The organism is Pantoea sp. y20 (assembly GCF_054903455.1).
Map to the genome: position 1 here is coordinate 1,501,724 of NZ_CM142816.1, position 19,216 is coordinate 1,520,939.

A 19,216-nucleotide genomic window follows, 5' to 3' on the forward strand; every position below is an offset into this window, starting at 1 on the left:
AGCCATCATCATGCAGGATCGTAACTTTGACGATCTGGCGGACAAATTCTCACAGAACATTTATGGCACGCGCAAAGGGCTAGTGCGCCAGGCGATTGTCTGGGACGAACTGGAAGCTCTGTTACCGACATTGCCTGCCGGATCCTTGAAGGTGCTGGATGCCGGCGGCGGCGTGGGACAAGTCTCAAGCGGGCTGGCGGCGCGCGGTCATCAGGTTGTGCTGTGCGATCTCTCTGCTGAGATGCTGAAGCTGGCGGAAGCCCATGCGCTTGCCGCGGGTGTGAGCCACAACATGCAATTCAAACAAATTAGCGCCCAGCAGGTGGGCGAACATTTGGATACGCAGGTTGATCTGGTATTGTTTCACGCGGTGTTGGAATGGGTCGCGCATCCGGAAGAGGTGCTGCAGGCGCTGTGGCACACGCTCAAGCCCGGCGGCGTGCTGTCGTTGATGTTTTACAACGCGCACGGCTTAACCTTCCGCACCCTGACGCTTGGCAACTTCGGCTATATGCGCGCCAATATGAGCAAACGTAAAAAGCGCACGCTGTCGCCCGATTTCCCGCGCGATCCGGATGATGTGACGCGTTGGCTGACAAACTGCGGATTTGAAATTGAACGGCGTGCGGGCATTCGCGTCTTCTGTGATTACATGAAGCCGCAACCCGGCGCAGGGAAGAGCGTTGAGGAAATCATTGAGATGGAACGGCGTTTCTGTCGCCAGGAGCCCTTTTTAAGCTTAGGGCGCTATATCCACGTGACCGCGCGCAAACCCAGCCAGAAGGATCAACTATGAGCGAATTTTCCCAGACGGTCCCCGAATTGGTGGCATGGGCGCGCAAGAACGATTTTTCGCTTGCGCTGCCGGTAGAACGTCTGGCCTTTTTGCTGGCCATCGCCACCTTAAACGGTGAGCGCATGGACGGCGAGATGAGTGAAGGCGAGCTGATTGACGCGTTTCGTCACGTTAGCAAAGCATTCGAACAAACCCACGAAACTGTGCATGTCCGTGCCAATAACGCCATCAATGACATGGTGCGTCAGCGCTTGCTGAACCGCTTTACCAGCGAGCTGACGGAAGGGCACGCCATCTATCGCCTGACGCCACTCGCCATCGGCATTACCGACTATTACATCCGCCAGCGCGAGTTCTCCACGCTGCGCCTGTCGATGCAGCTGTCGATTGTGGCGCAGGAGTTGAAACGCGCCGCGGATGCCGCCGAAGAGGACGGTGATGAATTCCACTGGCATCGTAACGTGTTTGCGCCGCTGAAATATTCGGTGGCGGAAATCTTCGATAGCATCGACATGACGCAGCGTCTGATGGATGAGCAGCAGCAAGCGGTGAAAACCGATATTGCCGATCTGCTTAACAAAGACTGGCGCGCGGCGATCTCCAGCTGTGAAATGTTGCTGTCGGAAACGTCCGGTACGCTGCGTGAACTGCAGGATACGCTGGAGGCGGCGGGCGATAAGCTGCAGGCCAACCTGCTGCGCATCCAGGATGCGACGCTGAGCAGCCCGGATCTGGGCTTTGTCGATAAGCTGGTGTTTGACCTGCAAAACAAGCTCGATCGCATCATCAGCTGGGGCCAGCAGGCTATCGATCTGTGGATCGGCTACGACCGCCACGTACACAAGTTTATTCGTACCGCCATCGACATGGATAAGAACCGCGTGTTTGCGCAGCGTTTACGCCTGTCGGTGCAAAACTATTTCGATCAGCCGTGGGCGCTGACCTACGCCAATGCCGATCGTCTTTACGATATGCGCGATGAAGAGATGACGCTGCGTAATGACGAGGTGATGGGCGAGCTGCCGCCGGAAATGGAATACGAAGAGTTTAATGAGATTCGCGAGCAGCTGGCCGCGATGATCGAAGAGGCGCTGCAGATTTATAAGCAGGAGCAGAAGCCGCTCCATCTGGCCACGGTGATGCGCGACTATCTGTCGCAGTATCCGCGCGCGCGCCACTTTGATCTGGCGCGTATCGTCATCGATCAAGCGGTGCGACTCGGCGTGGCCGAAGCTGATTTAGCCGGTCTGCCTGCGCAATGGCAGGCCATTAATGATTACGGAGCCAAGGTGCAGGCACATGTCATCGACAAATATTGAACAAGTGATGCCAGTCAAACTGGCATTGGCTCTGGCAAACCCGATTTTCCCGGCGCTCGATAGCCAGTTACGCGCGGGTCGCCACATTGGCATTGAAGAGCTGGATAATCACGCCTTCCTGATGGATTACCAGGAATATCTCGAAGAGTTTTACGCGCGCTACAACGTTGAGCTGATCCGCGCGCCGGAAGGCTTCTTCTATCTGCGTCCGCGTTCAACCACTTTGATTCCGCGCTCGGTGTTGTCCGAGCTGGATATGATGGTGGGCAAAATTCTTTGCTATCTCTATCTCAGCCCGGAACGTCTGGCGAATGAGGGGATTTTTACCCAGCAAGAGCTGTACGACGAACTGCTGTCGCTGGCCGATGAGAGCAAACTGCTCAAGCTGGTCAATCAGCGTTCCACCGGTTCCGATCTTGACCGCGCCAAGCTGCAGGAAAAAATGCGCGCGTCGCTGAGTCGCCTGCGCCGTCTCGGCATGGTGTGGTTTATGGGCAACGACAGCAGCAAATTCCGCATCACCGAATCAGTGTTCCGCTTTGGCGCCGACGTGCGCAGCGGTGACGATGCGCGTGAAGCGCAGCTGCGCCTGATACGTGACGGTGAAGCGATGACGCTGGAAAGTGCGCCGGCTGCGACTGAGAACGATGAAGCAGATAACGATATTGACGCTGAAAGCGACGCGAGTGATAACGCGGAGGATGAACAAGCATGATTGAACGCGGTAAATTTCGTTCGCTAACGCTGATCAACTGGAACGGCTTCTTTGCCCGTGCTTTTGATCTTGATGAACTGGTCACCACGCTTTCGGGCGGTAACGGTGCGGGTAAATCCACCACCATGGCCGCCTTCGTGACGGCGATGATCCCTGACTTAACCTTGCTGCACTTCCGTAACACCACCGAAGCCGGTGCGACATCGGGTTCGCGCGATAAAGGCCTGCACGGCAAGCTACGCGCCGGCGTCTGTTATTCGGTGCTGGATGTGGTCAACTCACGCCATCAGCGCGTGATCGTTGGTGTACGTCTGCAGCAGGTGGCGGGACGCGATAAAAAGGTCGATATCAAACCATTCAGTATTCACGGCTTGCCGAGCGATTCACAGGCGACCGATATGCTGACCGAAATCCTTAATAACCGTCAGGCGCGCGTGTTGCCGCTGACGGAAGTGAAGGAGCGTGTGGAAGCGCAGGAAGGCGTGCAATTCAAACAGTACAACTCGGTCACCGATTACCATGCGGTGCTGTTCGAGCTCGGCGTGGTGCCGCGTCGTCTGCGTAACGCCAGCGATCGCAGTAAGTTTTATCGCCTGATTGAAGCTTCGCTGTACGGCGGTATCTCCAGCGCTATCACCCGTTCACTGCGCGATTACCTGCTGCCAGAAAACGGCGGTGTGCGTAAAGCCTTCCAGGATATGGAAGCCGCGCTGCGGGAAAACCGCATGACGCTGGAAGCGATTCGCGTCACCCAATCCGATCGCGACCTGTTTAAGCATCTGATCTCGGAAGCCACCAACTACGTTTCCGCCGACTACATGCGCCACGCCAACGAGCGCCGCATTCACCTCGACGGTGCGCTGCAGCTGCGTAATGAGCTGTTTACCAGCCGCAACCAGCTGATTTCTGAGCAGTATCGCCACATTGAAATGGCGCGCGAGTTGTCCGAGCACAGCGGTGCTGAGAGCGATCTGGAAAGCGATTATCAGGGCGCTAGCGACCATCTGAATCTGGTGCAAACCGCCATGCGCCAGCAGGAAAAAATCGAGCGTTACGATGCCGATCTGGAAGAGCTGACCTATCGCCTCGAAGAGCAGAACGAAGTGGTTGCCGAAGCGCGCGAAGTGCAGGAAGAGAATGAAGCACGCGCCGAAGCGGCTGAAGTGGAAGTCGATGAGCTAAAAAGCCAACTCGCCGATTTCCAGCAGGCTCTCGACGTGCAACAGACGCGGGCAATCCAGTATCAGCAAGCCTTGCAGGCGTTGGAAAAGGCGCGTACGCAGTGTCAGCTGCCTGATTTAACTATCGATAACGCGGCCGAATGGCAGGAAACCTTCCAGGCGCGTGAAGAAGAAGCCACCGAGCGCCTGCTGCGTCTGGAACAGAAACTGAGCGTCGCCGAAGCGGCACACAGCCAGTTTGAGCAAGCGTTAGCGTTAGTTACCAGCATCGCCGGTGACGTCAGTCGTCAGGATGCGTGGCAAGTGGGGCGCGAATTACTGCGCGACGCTGGCAATCAGCGCCACCAGGCCGAACAGCTTTCCTCGCTGCGTCTGCGCCTCAATGAATTAGAAACCCGTCTGCGTGAGCAGCATGATGCTGAGCGTTTGCTGGCGGATTTCTGCAAACGTCAGGGCCAGCAATACGATGCGGATGCGCTGGACGGCTTGCAGCGTGAACTCGAAGCGCAGATTGAGCAACTGAATAGCAGCGTTGCCGATGCCGGTGAACGCCGCATGTTGATGCGTCAGGAGCTGGAGCAGCTGCGTGAACGCATCACTGCGCTGACCGCGCGTGCGCCACACTGGCTGGCGGCGCAGGAAATCCTGACGCAGCTGAGCGAGCAAACCGGTCAGGAGCTGAGCAGCAGCCAGCAAATCACCGAATTTATGCAGCAACTGCTGGAGCGCGAGCGTGAAACCACGGTTGAGCGCGACGAGCTGGCCGCGCGTAAGCGCGAAGTTGAACAGCAGATTGAACGTCTGAGCCAACCTGGCGGTGCGGAAGATGCGCGCCTGACGCAGCTGGCGGAACGTTTTGGCGGCGTGCTGCTGTCGGAAATTTATGATGACGTTACGCTGGATGACGCACCGTACTTCTCGGCGCTATACGGTCCATCGCGCCACGCCATCGTAGTGCCAGATCTGTCGCTGGTGCGCGACCTGCTCGACGGTTTAGACGAGTGCCCGGAAGATCTCTATCTGATTGAAGGCGATCCGCAAGCCTTTGACGACAGCGTATTTAGCGTCGAAGAGCTGGAAAAAGCGGTGGTGGTGAAAGTGGCTGAGCGTCAGTGGCGCTACTCCCGCTTTCCGAAAGTGCCGCTGTTTGGTCGCGCGGCGCGTGAAAACCAGCTTGAGTTGCTGAACAACGAACGTGAACAGCTGGCTGAGCGTTATGCCACGTTGTCGTTTGATGTACAGAAAACCCAGCGTCTGCATCAATCCTTCAGCCGCTTCATCGGTAGCCATTTAGCGGTGGCGTTTGATGAAGATCCGGAAGCGCAGATTCGTCAGCTTAACAGCCGTCGTGGCGAGCTGGAGCGGGCGCTGGCGCAGCATGAAAATGACAATCAGCAGCAGCGCGCGCAGTTTGAACAGGCAAAAGAGGGCGTCAGCCAGCTGAACCGCCTGTTGCCGCGCGTAAATCTGCTGCTCGACGACACGCTTGGCGATCGCTGTGAGGAGATTCGTGAGCGCGTTGAAGAAGCACAGGAAGCCGCGCGCTTCCTGCATCAGCACGGCAGCAAACTCAGCAAGCTGGAGCCGCTGATTGCGGTTCTGCAAAGCGATCCGCAGCAGCACGATCAGCTGCAGCGCGACTATCAGCAGGCACAGCAGCAGCAGCGTGATGCGCGTCAGCAAGCCTTTGCGCTGACCGAAGTGGTGCAGCGCCGCGCGCACTTCAGCTATGAAAGTTCGGCTGGCATGTTGGGTGGCAACAGCGATCTCAACGAGCAGTTGCGTCAGCGTCTGGAGCAGGCGGAAGGCGAGCGCAGCCGCGCACGCGAACGTCTGCGTGGGCATCAGGCGCAGCTGACGCAGTATTCGCAGGTGCTGGCATCGCTAAAAAGTTCATACGATGCCAAACGCGACATGCTGAAAGAGTTGCAGCAAGAGATGCAGGATATCGGCGTGCATGCCGATGCCAGTGCAGAAGAGCGGGCGCGCATTCGTCGTGATGAGCTGTATAGCGCGCTAAGCCACAACCGTGCGCGTCGCAACCAGCTGGAAAAACAGATCACCTTCTGTGAAGCCGAAATGGACAGCCTGCAGAAAAAACTGCGCAAGCTGGAACGCGATTATCATCAGATTCGGGAGCAGGTGGTCAGCGCGAAAGCGGGCTGGTGCACGGTATTGCGTCTGGTGAAAGAGAATGGCGTTGAGCGTCGTCTGCATCGTCGCGAGCTGGCCTATCTCAGCGGCGATGAGCTGCGTTCGATGTCGGATAAGGCGCTGGGTGCGCTGCGTCTGGCGGTGGCGGATAACGAACATCTGCGCGATGTGCTGCGTATGTCTGAAGATCCGAAACGTCCGGAACGTAAGATTCAGTTCTTTATCGCGGTGTATCAGCATCTGCGCGAACGTATTCGCCAGGACATCATTCGTACCGACGATCCGGTTGAAGCCATCGAGCAGATGGAGATTGAGCTGAATCGTCTGACCGAAGAGCTGACGGCGCGTGAACAGACGCTGGCAATCAGCTCACGCAGTGCGGCGAACATCATTCGTAAAACCATCCAGCGCGAGCAAAACCGTATTCGCCAGCTGAACCAGGGGTTGCAGGCGGTAAGCTTTGGTCAGGTGCGCAGCGTGCGCCTCAACGTGAACGTGCGTGAAGCGCACTCAACGCTGCTGGATACGCTGTCGGAAGAGCATGAACAGCATCAGGATCTGTTTACCAGCAACCGATTAACCTTCTCGGAAGCGCTGGCGAAACTTTATCAGCGCCTGAATCCGCAGATCGATATGGGCCAGCGCACGCCGCAAACCATCGGTGAAGAACTGCTCGACTACCGCAACTATCTTGAGATGGAAGTGGAAGTGAACCGTGGCACTGACGGCTGGCTGCGTGCAGAAAGTGGGGCGCTCTCTACCGGTGAAGCGATCGGTACCGGGATGTCGATTCTGGTGATGGTGGTACAGAGCTGGGAAGAGGAATCACGTCGTCTGCGTGGCAAAGATATTTCGCCGTGTCGTCTGCTGTTCCTCGATGAAGCGGCACGTCTTGATGCGCGTTCGATCGCCACACTGTTTGAGCTGTGCGAACGTCTGGAGATGCAGCTGATCATCGCGGCGCCAGAGAACATCAGCCCGGAAAAAGGCACCACCTACAAACTGGTGCGTAAAATGTTCAATAACACCGAACATGTGCATGTGGTTGGGCTGCGCGGCTTCTCGGCAGATCCTGCACCGAGCAAGGATCAAAGTCCTAAGGTCGGTCTTGAATATGAGAATTCATAGCGCTTAATCTGGTTAAAAAACAGCACTACGTTTAATCTGTATGCGGCATCTGCACTGAGAGGCAGATGCCGTTTTTTATTCGTATACTCAACATTATGAGTATGGCTGTACATGGCGATCACAGGGCGCTATGTCATTGGTGAGAAGGGGGCAGGGATGTTGCTAAACAATAAGAGCAAAATGAGTCGTGCTGCAGTAGCACTCGGTTTGTCACTGGTACTATCGCCGCTGGCTGTGAGCCATGCGGCCATCACCTCCACGCTACCCAATTCAACGCACCACAGTTCGATGTCGGTTGCTGCCAGCCAGCAGCAGATTCAGCAGGCGTTCAGCGCCACTGAACAACCTTTCTATTTGCCCGGTTTAGCCGGTATTTATGCGTCGCGCGATATGGCTCCGCTGTGGCAAGACCCGCAAGCGGTGCAGGCTTTCCAGCAGCAATTGGCGGAAGTGGCGCTCTCTGGCGTGCAGCCGCAATTCACCCGCTGGGTTGAGCGTCTGACCAATCCGAACATCAAAGGCCTGGCGCGCGACATCGTGCTCAGTGATGCGATGCTTGGCTATCTGCAGTTTGTTGCCAATGTGCCGACACAGGGCGAAACCTGGCTCTACAGCAATGTGCCTTACAAGCTGACCATGCCATCTCTGGCGGCCATCAATCAATGGCAAAATGCGGTGAACGGCGGCGGCAGCCGGACTTTTGTGGTCTCGTTGCAACCGCAGCATCCGCAATATGCGCCGATGCATAATGCGCTGAAAACGCTACTCACCGACGATCGCCCGTGGCCACAGCTGCGTGATACCGTTACGCTACGCCCAGGGCAGATCAGTAATGATGTGCCTGCGCTGCGTGAGATTCTGCAACGCACCGGCATGTTGACCGCCAGCCATAGTACTACGCCAACGCCGGCGGAAGACGCGGTGCCAACTGCGCCGGTTCCGGTGAGCCAAAGCAATCAGCCGGTGGCGGTGAGCCCGTCTGCGGCAAACTTTGATGATATTGATGCGGCTCCGGCACTCGCTGCGACGCCTGAAGTGGCCAATAATGTGGCTGCCAATCCTACAGCAACCGGACCCAACGTGTATGACGCTGCGCTGGTGGAGGGCGTTAAACGCTTCCAGCACTGGCAGGGATTGGCCGATGACGGCGCGATTGGTCCACGTACCCGTGAATGGCTGAATGTGCCGCCGCAGATGCGTGCTTCGCTGCTGGCGCTCAACATACAGCGCCTGCGTCTGCTGCCGGATGATATGCATAACGGCATCATGGTGAACATTCCCAACTATTCGCTGACCTACTACAACAACGGCGCCACCATTTTGTCATCACGCGTGATTGTGGGTCGTCCTGACCGCAAAACGCCGCTGATGCGTAGCGCGCTGAATAATGTGGTGCTCAATCCACCGTGGAACGTGCCAACCACGCTGGTGCGCCAGGATATTGTGCCGAAGGTGAAACAGGATCCGACTTATCTGTATAAGCACGGTTATACGCTGTTGTCGGGCTGGAGTGCGGATGCGGAAGTGATCGATCCTTCGATGATTGACTGGCGTATGGTGTCGGCCGCGAGCTTCCCGTATCGCATTCGACAGGCGCCGGGCGCAACCAACTCACTGGGTCGCTACAAATTCAACATGCCGAGTTCGGATGCGATTTATCTGCACGATACGCCGAACCATAACCTGTTCCAGCGCGATATTCGTGCGCTCAGTTCGGGCTGTGTGCGCGTGAATAAAGCCTCAGAACTGGCCGATCTGCTGTTGCAGGATGTGGGCTGGAACGACGGCCGTATCTCAGACACCTTGAAAGAGGGAAATACCCGTTACGTGCCGATTCGCCATCGTATTCCTGTGAACCTTTACTATTTAACCGCATGGGTCGCAGATGACGGCCAGCCGCAATATCGTACAGATATTTACAATTATGATAATCCCGCCCGTTCCGGTAGTCAGGTACTGCACAAAGCCGGTCAGTTGTTACTCTAGTAATTGATTTGGCTGTTTTCTCTTCACATGAATTTAACCAAGACCAGTCTCGAAAATTTGATTTTGAGCTGGTTTTGGTCTTCTGCAACATATTCTGGGTTGACTGAGTCTTAGGCGGACGTTAATGTTCGGCCTTGTGTACTTTTCGCACATATTTTATCCGCTTTAGATTAGGTAACCTCGCTTCATGGCTAATATTGATTCTCAACGTCGTCGATTACTCTTGATTGGAGGCGCAGCAGCAGGATTATCACTGCTTCCTGGCTCCGCTCTGGCTTCGCTTTCCACCGCCCGCCCACGAGTATTGACGCTTAGTAACCTTCACACCGGTGAAACCCTTAAAACAGAGTTTTTTAACGGTAAGCGTTATGACAAGGATGAGTTAGCCCGCTTAAATCACTTCTTCCGTGATTACCGCGCCAATCAGGTGAAGACCATCGATCCCCATCTTTTTGACCAGCTTTACCGCCTGCAAACATTGCTGGATACGCGTAAGCCGGTGCAGTTGATCTCGGGTTACCGCACCTTAGCCACCAACACCATGCTGCGTGAATCGGGCCCGGGCGTGGCGAAAAAAAGCTATCACACTAAAGGACAAGCGATGGATTTCCACATTGAGGGAATTTCGTTGAGCAATGTTCGCAAAGCGGCGTTATCTATGCGCGCCGGTGGTGTAGGATATTACCCGCGCAGCAACTTCGTACACATAGATACCGGGCCCGCAAGGCACTGGTCCTGATACCGGCAGCGCTGCGTGTGTCGGTCATGGAGCGCTATGAACTACCAAATTATTCCGGTTACGGCTTTTTCCCAAAACTGTTCAGTTATATGGGATGACGAAACCCAACAAGCCGCACTGGTCGATCCCGGCGGCGATGCGGAAACCATCAAAGCCGTGCTGGCAGAACGTGGTTTATCGCCATCTCAGATCCTGCTCACGCATGGACATCTTGATCATGTTGGTGCCGCTGCCGAGCTAGCGGCACATTATCAGGTGCCCATTGTCGGTCCGCATCCGCTCGATGCTTTCTGGTTAGATAATCTGCCCACACAAAGCCGCATGTTCGGTTTGCCCGAGTGCGCGCCGCTCACGCCCGATCGCTGGCTGGAAGAGGGTGAAACTGTGCAGGTTGGCAATGTCACGCTGGAAGTGCTGCTTTGTCCGGGCCATACGCCGGGACATATTGTGTTCTTCGATCGCGTTGGGCGTCTTCTGATTTCGGGAGATGTGATTTTCAACGGTGGCGTTGGACGCACCGATTTCCCGCAGGGCAGCCACAGCGACCTGATCGATGCGATTGAAACCAAGCTGTTGCCGCTAGGCGATGATGTGACTTTCGTGCCGGGTCACGGGCCTATCTCAACGCTAGGCCGCGAACGCATCAGCAATCCGTTCCTGCAAGAATAAAAAAATGGGCCCTTTTGGCCCATTTGTCGTTATTTACCGCCTGATTTATAAAACTGCGACAATCGCCTCACACAGCGCCGACATATTATCTGGCGTCATGCCTGCCACGTTAACGCGACCCGAGTTCACCGCATACACGCCAAACTCCTCACGCAGGCGCACTACCTGATCTTTGGTCAGGCCGCTGAATGAGAACATGCCGTTCTGCTTGATGATGAAGCTAAAGTCTTGATTAGCGCCTTTCTCCGCCAGTGTGTTCACAAACAGCTGACGCATGCGCTGGATGCGCTGACGCATATCGGCCAGCTCCTGAATCCAGATGGTGCGCAGCGCGTCATTGCTGAGGATGGTGGCGACGACCGCCGCGCCGTGTGACGGCGGGTTAGAGTAGTTGGCGCGAATGGTGTATTTCACCTGGCTAAACGCAGTTTTCGCCACGTCGCTGCTCGCTGCAACCAGCGTTAATGCACCTACACGCTCATTATACAAACCGAAGTTCTTCGAGTAAGAGCTGGCAACAATCAGTTCCTGATGTGAAGCGGCAAAAATACGCAGCCCTTGCGCATCTTCATCCAGACCGCGAGCAAAGCCCTGATAGGCGAAATCAAACAGCGGCAACCATCCTTTCTCTAGCGACAGTTGCGCCAGCTGTTGCCATTGCTCTGCAGACGGATCAACGCCAGTTGGGTTGTGGCAGCAGCCGTGGAACAGCACTACATCGCCTGCTTTGGCTTCCTGCAGCGATGCCACCATGGCGTCGAAATCCAGGCTGTGGCTTGCGGCATCGTAATAATCGTAATCACACACTTCAAGGCCAGCAGCGTTGAAGACATTGTTATGGTTCGGCCAGCTTGGGTTGCTCACCCAAACGCGCTTGACGCTGGTCTGGTTTGCCAGAAAATCTGCCGCTACGCGCAGGGCGCCGGTGCCGCCTGGCGTTTGTGCGGTACATGCGCGACCCGCAGAAATCAGCGCGCTCTCTTTGCCGAACAGCAACTCCTGCGTGCATCGTGCGAAATCCGCCAGACCATCAATGCTCAGGTAGTTCTTGGTGGTTTCATTTTCCAGCAAATACTGCTCAGCTTTTTTAACACTGGTGAGGACCGGCGTTTTACCGGTTTCATCTTTATAAACACCAATGCCAAGATTGATTTTATTCGGCCGGTCATCGGCACGAAAAAGGTCAGCCAGTCCCAGAATAGGATCGGCGGGTGCGGCAGAGATCGATTCAAACATGAGTCAGTTCCGTTTGGGTGAACTTTAGCGAAATGAGCTATCAGGTTAACGTCAGTCGGCACGCTTGCCAACCGCTGATATAAAAAAGAAATATGTCGGTGAGATAAAGTAGAAAAGCTAATTGCGAAGCCGATCACTGAAATGCAAAACGGAGCCCAAGGGCTCCGTTTTTAGGTATTACGCAATGCTAATCGGTTGATTAGAACTGGTAAACCAGGCCAACGCCAACTACGTCGTCGGTGCTCACGCCCTGAGCGCGGGTGTAATCGTTGTCATCCAGCAGGTTGATTTTGTAGTCAACATAGGTAGACATGTTTTTGTTGAAGTAGTAGTAGGTACCCACTTCGATGTATTTAACCAGGTCAGCATCGCCACCCGCGAAGGTTGCACCGTTAGCGGTGTTACCATTCAGCTGCTTGCCTTTAGACTGCAGGTAAGCGATGGATGGACGCAGACCGAAGTCGAACTGGTACTGTGCAACCACTTCGAAGTTCTGAGTTTTGTTAGCAACCTGACGAGCGGTGCTACCGTAAGCAGTGGTGTTACGTGATTCACCGTAGAATGCTGCCAGGTATACGTTGTTCGCGTCATATTTCAGACCGAAACCGTATGCGTCAGCTTTGTCGCCGTTACCATCTGCAATCTGAGCGTTAGTACGGTCAGAAGAGAAGTAAGAACCTACTGCGCTAACACCCATACCGGTGTCATACGCTACAGAAGTACCCCAGCCGTCACCGTTCTGAGCCAGTGGATCACGAGAACCTTCGTTTTTGCCCTGGTACTGCGCTGCGAAGCTCAGACCTTGGACCAGACCGAAGAAGTTGCTGTTACGGTAAGTCGCCAGACCGCTTGAACGACCAATCATGAAGTTGTCGTTGTCTTGATACAGAGTATCGTCACCGAATACTGGCAATTGGTCAGTGTAGGACATTGCGTCATAAATAACGCCGTAGTTACGACCGTAGTCGAATGAACCTGCATCACCAAATTTCAGACCTGCAAAGCCCAGACGGGTTTTGTTGCCATCCTGAGCGTCGCCGCCTTCGGTGTTGTTAGCCTGAATGTTGTATTCCCACTGGCCGTAACCGGTCAGTTGGTCAGTGATCTGAGTTTCACCTTTGAAACCGAAGCGAACATAAGTTTTGTCGCCATCATCGCTAGCGTTATCAGAGAAAGAGTGACGTGCATCGACTTTACCGTACAGGTCCAGCTTGTTGCCGTCTTTATTATAGATTTCTGCTGCGTTTGCTGCGCCGGCAGCTAACAGAGCAGGGATAACCACTGCAAGAATGTTGCGCTTCATCATTTTTTATTACCCTCATTGGAGTTATTTGGACATCTGCCACTGCTGCCAAGAAATCTTTACAGAACCTTGAAAGAAGTTTGATGTCTCCTGTGTCTGCACGCATCTTTCCATCACAGGGTTGCTAATTCTAGCCCGAAGATGATTCAAATCTCGCAATTAAGTATCAAAAGGAAAAATTGTATGACAATTTGTAAAAATTCGGGAACTTTGTGAGAGAACTCTAAATTTACAAAAATAAAAAAAGGCCGGCTAGGCCGACCTCTTTATATATATGAATTACTTATAATTAATCGCTAAATTTAGAAATTCGCGTTGCGAGGGGTACGCGGGAAGGGGATAACATCCCTTACATTTTGTACGCCGGTGACATAGGCGATTAATCGTTCGAAACCTAATCCAAAGCCGGCATGTGGCACGGTGCCGTAACGGCGCAGGTCACGATACCACCAATAATCTTCTTTATTGAGGCCCATTTCTGCCAGACGTGCATCCAGCACATCCAGACGCTCTTCACGCTGTGAACCCCCGATGATTTCGCCGATGCCCGGCGCGAGAACATCCATCGCCGCTACGGTTTTGCCATCTTCGTTCATGCGCATATAGAAGGCTTTAATGTCTTTCGGGTAGTTTTTCACTACCACCGGCGCTTTGAAGTGCTGCTCGGCGAGATAACGCTCGTGTTCGGATGAGAGATCCACGCCCCAGGAGACCGGGTTCTCGAAGCTCTGGCCGCTTTTCAGCAGGATTTCAACCGCATCGGTGTAATCCACCTGAGCAAAGTCGGTCTGTACGAAACGCTCCAGACGCGCAACCGCATCCTTGTCTACACGCTCAGCAAAGAACGCCATGTCGTCGGCGCGCTCGTTCAGCACAGCCTGGAACACATATTTCAGCATGGATTCTGCCAATGCGGCCGCATCATCCAGCGTCGCGAACGCCACTTCCGGCTCCAGCATCCAGAATTCCGCCAGGTGACGGCTGGTGTTGGAGTTTTCGGCGCGGAAAGTCGGACCAAAGGTATACACCTTAGACAGCGCACAGGCGTAAGTTTCGGCGTTGAGCTGACCCGATACGGTCAGGAACGCTTCTTTACCGAAGAAGTCTTTATCGAAATCGATTTTGCCCTGCGGATCGCGCGGCAGGTTTTCCAGGTCCAGCGTCGAAACGCGGAACATCTCGCCGGCACCTTCGGTATCCGAAGCGGTGATCAGCGGAGTCGAAACCCAGAAATAGCCGTTTTCGTGGAAGAAGCGATGCAGCGCCTGCGCCAGCGTATGACGCACGCGCGCCACAGCGCCCACCAGGTTGGTACGTGGACGCAGATGCGCCACTTCTCGCAGGTATTCGATACTGTGACGTTTCGCCGCCATCGGATAGGTATCCGGATCGTCAACCCAGCCAGTAACTTCAACCTTAGTCGCCTGCAGCTCGAAAGCCTGGCCTTCGCCCGGCGATTCGACCACTTTACCGGTAATGATTACCGAACAGCCGGTGGTCAGACGCAGCACTTCATCCTGATAATTATTCAGAGAATTATTGACGACGGCCTGAACGGGATTAAAGCAGGAACCGTCGTAAACGGCGATAAAGGAAAGACCAGCTTTGGAATCTCTTCGGGTACGCACCCAACCACGTACGGTGACTTCACTGTCAACCGCGACACGGCCGTGCAGTACATCCGCTACAGGCACAACGCTCATAAAGTTCTCTCTATATATAAAAGAAGGTGGATAAAAGCCCTTTTTCAGGGTTTTGCTATGTTACTTGCGAGCCCACAGGAAACAAGCAAAATTGCCGGGTAAACAGGAGATTTGTTGCGTGAGAGCAGGGCGCAAGCGCCCTGCTATAAGAATCAGCTGGCTCTTTTAACCAGCGGCAGATCGAAGGCTTTGCGCAAGGCGCGCACGAAGGCTTTATCCTGGCAAATGGTTTTGCCGGGGCTGTCGGAGAGTTTTGCCACCGGTTTGCCATTGCAGCTCACCAGTTTGATCACGATATTCAGCGGCGTAACGCCCGGAATATCGCAGGACAAGCGCGTTCCGATACCGAACACCACGTTGGCACGTTGGCCGAAGTGACGATAGAGCGCCAGCGCTTTGTCCAGATTGAGGTTATCCGAGAACACCAGCGTTTTGCTTTTGGGATCGATATCCAGCCGCTGATAGTGCGCAATGGCTTTTTCACCCCATTCCAGCGGATCGCCTGAGTCATGGCGCAGACCTTGATAACGATGCGCAAAGCCCGGGCCAAAATCGCGCAGGAAAGCATCCATGGTAATGCAGTCGGTTAAAGCAATACCTAACTGATCGTCATACTCATCCAGCCAGGATTGCAGCGCCGCACGTTGGCTGTTCGCCAATACCGGGCTGATTTGCTGGTGCGCCTGGAACCATTCATGCGCTTGTGTACCCACCGGATTAAGCTGCAGGCGACGTGCCAAATCGTAGTTGCTGGTGCCCACCAGCCACGGAAACTCCGCTTTAAGCGTAGCGACGATCGCTTCCTGTACCGCTTTGGAGTAGCGGCGACGGGTGCCGAAATCCATTAGCTGGAAGCGCGACATATCCCAATCGCCGACCTGCTGACGGAAATTCGTAAGCTTGTGCTGCAAGTGCGCAACCGCCTGATCCACCCCCATCTGCGGCGTGCGATGGCGATGCACCACCTCACTGATCAGCGCCAGCAACGGCACTTCCCACAAAATCACTTCACGCCACGGCCCGCTGATCTGAATGGTCAGATGGCCGTTGTTGTTACGTACGTTGACTTGTGAGGGATCGAGGCGGAACTGGCGTAGCCAGTCAAGGTAATCGCGTTGGAAGAAAGGCAGCCCGCTGAGGTAGTGATACTCATCGTCGCTCAGGGCGAGCGTTTGCAGGGTTTCAATTTGTGCGCGGATCTCGTCCGCATAAATACCGAGCAGTTCGTCGCCACGGCAGCGAAATTCCGCCGTAACCGGGACATCATAATAGCGATGATAGACGGCCTGCTGCATGTGAAGCTTATACGCATCGGTATCAAGCAGCGTGGTCAAAATCGGGGAAGCATGTCCAGTCATGGTGCGTTTCAGCATCCTCTTCCGCGGAGCAGAGCCCGGTGTTCAACAAAGTCATAAAGACGCAGGAGTATAAAACAGTAATGACCGCGATCACACCATAATTGCGGGTGGCAGGTCGAGGGTCATTTGTGCCATTGTTAATGAATTGTAGCCTTTTCAACGAACGCACGCATTGACCGTGGCAACAGAGGCACAACCCGCTTAGACTTTGACGGGTCAACATATTAACGATTTAACGATGCGAGAAGGACTCATGACGCAACAGCCGCAAATTAAATATCGCCACGATTACCGTGCGCCGGACTACACCATTACCGATATCGACCTGACTTTTGATCTGGATGCGGCTTCGACGCGTGTCACGGCGGTCAGTCAGGTGAAGCGTTTGGGCGCTACCGATGCGGAACTGCGTCTGGATGGCGAAGACCTCACGCTGGTATCGCTGGCGGTGGATGGCAATCCGTGGCCGCATTACCGCGAAGAAGAGGGCGCGTTGTTCATCAACCAGTTGCCGGACAACTTCACTCTGACCATCATTAATGACATTCATCCGGATAAAAACACCGCGCTGGAAGGGTTATACCAATCCGGCGATGCGCTCTGTACCCAATGTGAAGCCGAAGGTTTCCGCCATATTACGTGGTATCTCGATCGCCCAGACGTGCTGGCGCGCTTCACCACCACCATTATTGCCGATGCCGCGCGTTATCCTTATTTACTCTCCAACGGTAACAAGCTGGAGAGCGGTCGCCATGAAGATGGCCGCCATTGGGTGAAGTGGCAAGATCCGTTCCCGAAACCGTGCTACCTGTTTGCGCTGGTGGCGGGTGATTTCGACGTATTACGTGATAGCTTTACCACGCGTTCAGGCCGCGATGTGGCGCTGGAGATCTTTGTCGATCGCGGCAACCTTGATCGTGCTGATTGGGCGATGACCTCGCTGAAAGCCAGCATGAAGTGGGATGAAGAGCGCTTTAACCTTGAGTACGACCTCGACATCTTTATGATCGTCGCGGTGGATTTCTTCAATATGGGGGCGATGGAGAACAAAGGCCTTAACGTCTTCAACTCCAAATATGTGCTGGCGAAAGCCGAAACTGCCACCGACAAAGATTACCTCGGCATTGAAGCGGTGATCGGTCACGAATATTTCCACAACTGGACCGGCAACCGCGTGACCTGCCGCGACTGGTTCCAGCTCAGCCTGAAAGAGGGGCTGACAGTATTCCGCGATCAGGAGTTCAGCTCCGATCTCGGTTCGCGCGCGGTGAACCGTATCGATAACGTACGTGTGATGCGCGGTGCGCAGTTCGCGGAAGACGCCAGCCCAATGGCGCATCCGATCCGTCCGGATCAGGTGATCGAAATGAACAACTTCTACACCTTAACGGTGTATGAGAAAGGGTCAGAAGTGATCCGCATGATGCACACCTTGCTGGGCGAAGAGAATTTCCAGAAAGGCATGCAACTCTATTTCGAGCGTCACGATGGCAGCGCCGCCACCTGCGATGATTTCGTGCAGGCGATGGAAGATGCCTCGAACGTCGATCTGTCGCAGTTCCGCCGCTGGTACAGCCAGGCGGGCACGCCAATCCTGACGGTGCGCGATGACTACAATCCAGAGCTGGAACAGTATACGCTGCACGTCACCCAGCGCACGCCGGCCACCGCCGAGCAGAAAGAGAAGCTGCCGCTGCACATTCCGCTGGATATCGAACTGTACGATAACGAAGGCAAGGTGATCCCGCTGCAGCATAACGGGCATCCGGTGCATCACGTGCTGAACGTCACCGAAGAGTTCCAGACCTTTATTTTCGATAACGTTTACTTCCAGCCGGTGCCATCGCTGCTGCGTGAATTCTCTGCGCCCGTGAAGCTCGACTACAAATGGAGCGATGCGCAACTCACCTTCCTGATGCGCCACGCGCGTAATGACTTTGCGCGCTGGGATGCGGCGCAAAGCCTGCTGGCAACCTACATTCGCCTCAACGTCGCACGTCATCAGCAGGGCCAGCCGCTATCGCTGCCGCTGCATGTGGCAGATGCGTTCCGCGCGGTGCTGCTGGATGAGCAGGGCGATCCGGCGCTGAAAGCGTTGATTCTCTCGCTGCCGTCTGAGAATGAAATCGCCGAGCTGTTTGATGTCATCGATCCGCTGGCGATCTCAGCGGTGCGCGATGCGCTGGTGCGTACGCTGGCTAAAGAGCTGAGTGACGAATTCTTTGCGCTCTATCTGGCCAACCAAAGCAGCGAATACAAAATTGAGCACGCGGAGATTGGCAAGCGCACGCTGAAAAATGTCTGCCTCGGTTACCTGGCCTTCGCCGATGCGGCACAGGCGGACAAGCTGGTGCAGGCGCAATATCAGCAGGCAAACAACATGACCGATGCGTTAGCGGCGCTGTCTGCAGCGGTGGCGGCGAACCTGCCGTGCCGCGATACGCTGCTGGCGGCCTATGATGAGCGCTGGCATCAGGATGGTCTGGTGATGGATAAATGGTTTGTGCTGCAAGCCACCAGCCCAGCGGCGGACGTGCTGAGCAACGTGCGTGAGCTGCTGAATCACCGTTCGTTCACCATGGGCAACCCGAACCGCATCCGTTCACTGATTGGTGCGTTCGCGTCTGGTAATCCCGCGGCGTTCCACGCTAAAGATGGCAGCGGTTATCAGTTCCTGGTGGAGATGTTGACCGATCTCAACACGCGCAACCCGCAAGTGGCTGCACGCATGATTGAGCCGCTGATTCGCCTGAAACGCTACGATGCCGATCGTCAGGCGCTGATGCGTAAAGCGCTGGAAACGTTGCAAGGGCTGGATAAGCTGTCGGGCGATCTGTATGAGAAAATCACCAAGGCGTTAAACGCGTAAGAAAACCATGCGCAATAAATTGCGCCGCTACGAATAAATGCACACATCCGTAGCGGCGCG

12 protein-coding genes are annotated in these 19,216 nt (G+C 54.9%); 8 read left to right on the top strand and 4 right to left on the bottom strand.

Translation table 11 applies throughout. The annotated features are described in order from the left end of the window. Nucleotides 1-10 precede the first annotated feature (10 nt). The 7 genes from cmoM to ACYAC5_RS06960 all read left to right on the top strand — a co-directional run bounded on the left by cmoM (nt 11) and on the right by ACYAC5_RS06960 (nt 10,687). The gene (gene cmoM, locus ACYAC5_RS06930) at nt 11-796 is read left to right on the top strand and encodes a tRNA uridine 5-oxyacetic acid(34) methyltransferase CmoM (protein WP_277974706.1); all 786 of its coding nucleotides are present in this window, start codon (nt 11-13) and stop codon (nt 794-796) included. Continuing rightward, nucleotides 793-2,115, top strand: a complete 1,323-nt coding sequence (gene mukF / locus ACYAC5_RS06935; RefSeq protein WP_192413854.1) for a chromosome partition protein MukF — start codon at nt 793-795, stop codon at nt 2,113-2,115. Before cmoM ends, mukF begins: the two co-directional genes overlap by 4 nt. Further along, nucleotides 2,096-2,830 carry a chromosome partition protein MukE gene (gene mukE, locus ACYAC5_RS06940; RefSeq protein WP_101760949.1) on the top strand — a complete coding sequence of 245 codons (735 nt, stop codon included), beginning with the start codon at nt 2,096-2,098 and terminating at the stop codon, nt 2,828-2,830. Before mukF ends, mukE begins: the two co-directional genes overlap by 20 nt. After that, nucleotides 2,827-7,293, top strand: coding sequence for a chromosome partition protein MukB (gene mukB / locus ACYAC5_RS06945; protein WP_462062653.1), 4,467 nt, complete (start codon nt 2,827-2,829; stop codon nt 7,291-7,293). Before mukE ends, mukB begins: the two co-directional genes overlap by 4 nt. Before the next feature lie 156 nt (nt 7,294-7,449). Continuing rightward, complete coding sequence (ldtD, locus tag ACYAC5_RS06950) at nt 7,450-9,279, top strand: L,D-transpeptidase (protein WP_101760947.1); 1,830 nt, start codon at nt 7,450-7,452, stop codon at nt 9,277-9,279. A gap of 187 nt (nt 9,280-9,466) precedes the next feature. Continuing rightward, on the top strand, nt 9,467-10,018 hold the full coding sequence (locus tag ACYAC5_RS06955) for a YcbK family protein (protein WP_101760946.1): 552 nt from the start codon (nt 9,467-9,469) through the stop codon (nt 10,016-10,018). A gap of 36 nt (nt 10,019-10,054) precedes the next feature. Then, a complete protein-coding gene (locus ACYAC5_RS06960) occupies nt 10,055-10,687 on the top strand; it encodes an MBL fold metallo-hydrolase (protein ID WP_192413850.1) in 633 nt (210 codons plus the stop codon). A gap of 45 nt (nt 10,688-10,732) precedes the next feature. Here the strand turns inward: ACYAC5_RS06960 and ACYAC5_RS06965 are convergent, their stop codons facing one another. The 4 genes from ACYAC5_RS06965 to pncB form a co-directional block, all read right to left on the bottom strand. Further along, nucleotides 10,733-11,923, bottom strand: a complete 1,191-nt coding sequence (locus tag ACYAC5_RS06965) for an amino acid aminotransferase (protein ID WP_192413848.1) — start codon at nt 11,921-11,923, stop codon at nt 10,733-10,735. 199 nt (nt 11,924-12,122) lie between these two features. After that, complete coding sequence (ompC, locus tag ACYAC5_RS06970; RefSeq protein ID WP_110865853.1) at nt 12,123-13,229, bottom strand: porin OmpC; 1,107 nt, start codon at nt 13,227-13,229, stop codon at nt 12,123-12,125. Between the two features lie 299 nt (nt 13,230-13,528). Next, nucleotides 13,529-14,929: an asparagine--tRNA ligase gene (gene asnS, locus ACYAC5_RS06975; protein ID WP_462062656.1), complete on the bottom strand. Its 1,401-nt coding sequence runs from the start codon at nt 14,927-14,929 to the stop codon at nt 13,529-13,531. A gap of 152 nt (nt 14,930-15,081) precedes the next feature. Continuing rightward, nucleotides 15,082-16,302: a nicotinate phosphoribosyltransferase gene (gene pncB, locus ACYAC5_RS06980; RefSeq protein WP_254633439.1), complete on the bottom strand. Its 1,221-nt coding sequence runs from the start codon at nt 16,300-16,302 to the stop codon at nt 15,082-15,084. A 238-nt stretch (nt 16,303-16,540) separates the two neighbouring features. On the opposite strand from pncB, the gene pepN reads away from it, so the two are divergent. Next, complete coding sequence (gene pepN, locus ACYAC5_RS06985; RefSeq protein ID WP_462062658.1) at nt 16,541-19,156, top strand: aminopeptidase N; 2,616 nt, start codon at nt 16,541-16,543, stop codon at nt 19,154-19,156. The last annotated feature ends 60 nt before the right edge of the window (nt 19,157-19,216 follow it).

Coding starts and splice junctions, on each gene's coding strand:
- mukE (WP_101760949.1), top strand. CDS start 2,096: ATGTCATCGACAAATATTGAACAAGTGATGCCAGTCAAACTGGCATTG.
- ompC (WP_110865853.1), bottom strand. CDS start 13,229: ATGATGAAGCGCAACATTCTTGCAGTGGTTATCCCTGCTCTGTTAGCT.
- ACYAC5_RS06965 (WP_192413848.1), bottom strand. CDS start 11,923: ATGTTTGAATCGATCTCTGCCGCACCCGCCGATCCTATTCTGGGACTG.
- mukF (WP_192413854.1), top strand. CDS start 793: ATGAGCGAATTTTCCCAGACGGTCCCCGAATTGGTGGCATGGGCGCGC.
- pepN (WP_462062658.1), top strand. CDS start 16,541: ATGACGCAACAGCCGCAAATTAAATATCGCCACGATTACCGTGCGCCG.
- pncB (WP_254633439.1), bottom strand. CDS start 16,302: ATGCTGAAACGCACCATGACTGGACATGCTTCCCCGATTTTGACCACG.
- cmoM (WP_277974706.1), top strand. CDS start 11: ATGCAGGATCGTAACTTTGACGATCTGGCGGACAAATTCTCACAGAAC.
- mukB (WP_462062653.1), top strand. CDS start 2,827: ATGATTGAACGCGGTAAATTTCGTTCGCTAACGCTGATCAACTGGAAC.
- ACYAC5_RS06955 (WP_101760946.1), top strand. CDS start 9,467: ATGGCTAATATTGATTCTCAACGTCGTCGATTACTCTTGATTGGAGGC.
- ACYAC5_RS06960 (WP_192413850.1), top strand. CDS start 10,055: ATGAACTACCAAATTATTCCGGTTACGGCTTTTTCCCAAAACTGTTCA.
- ldtD (WP_101760947.1), top strand. CDS start 7,450: ATGTTGCTAAACAATAAGAGCAAAATGAGTCGTGCTGCAGTAGCACTC.
- asnS (WP_462062656.1), bottom strand. CDS start 14,929: ATGAGCGTTGTGCCTGTAGCGGATGTACTGCACGGCCGTGTCGCGGTT.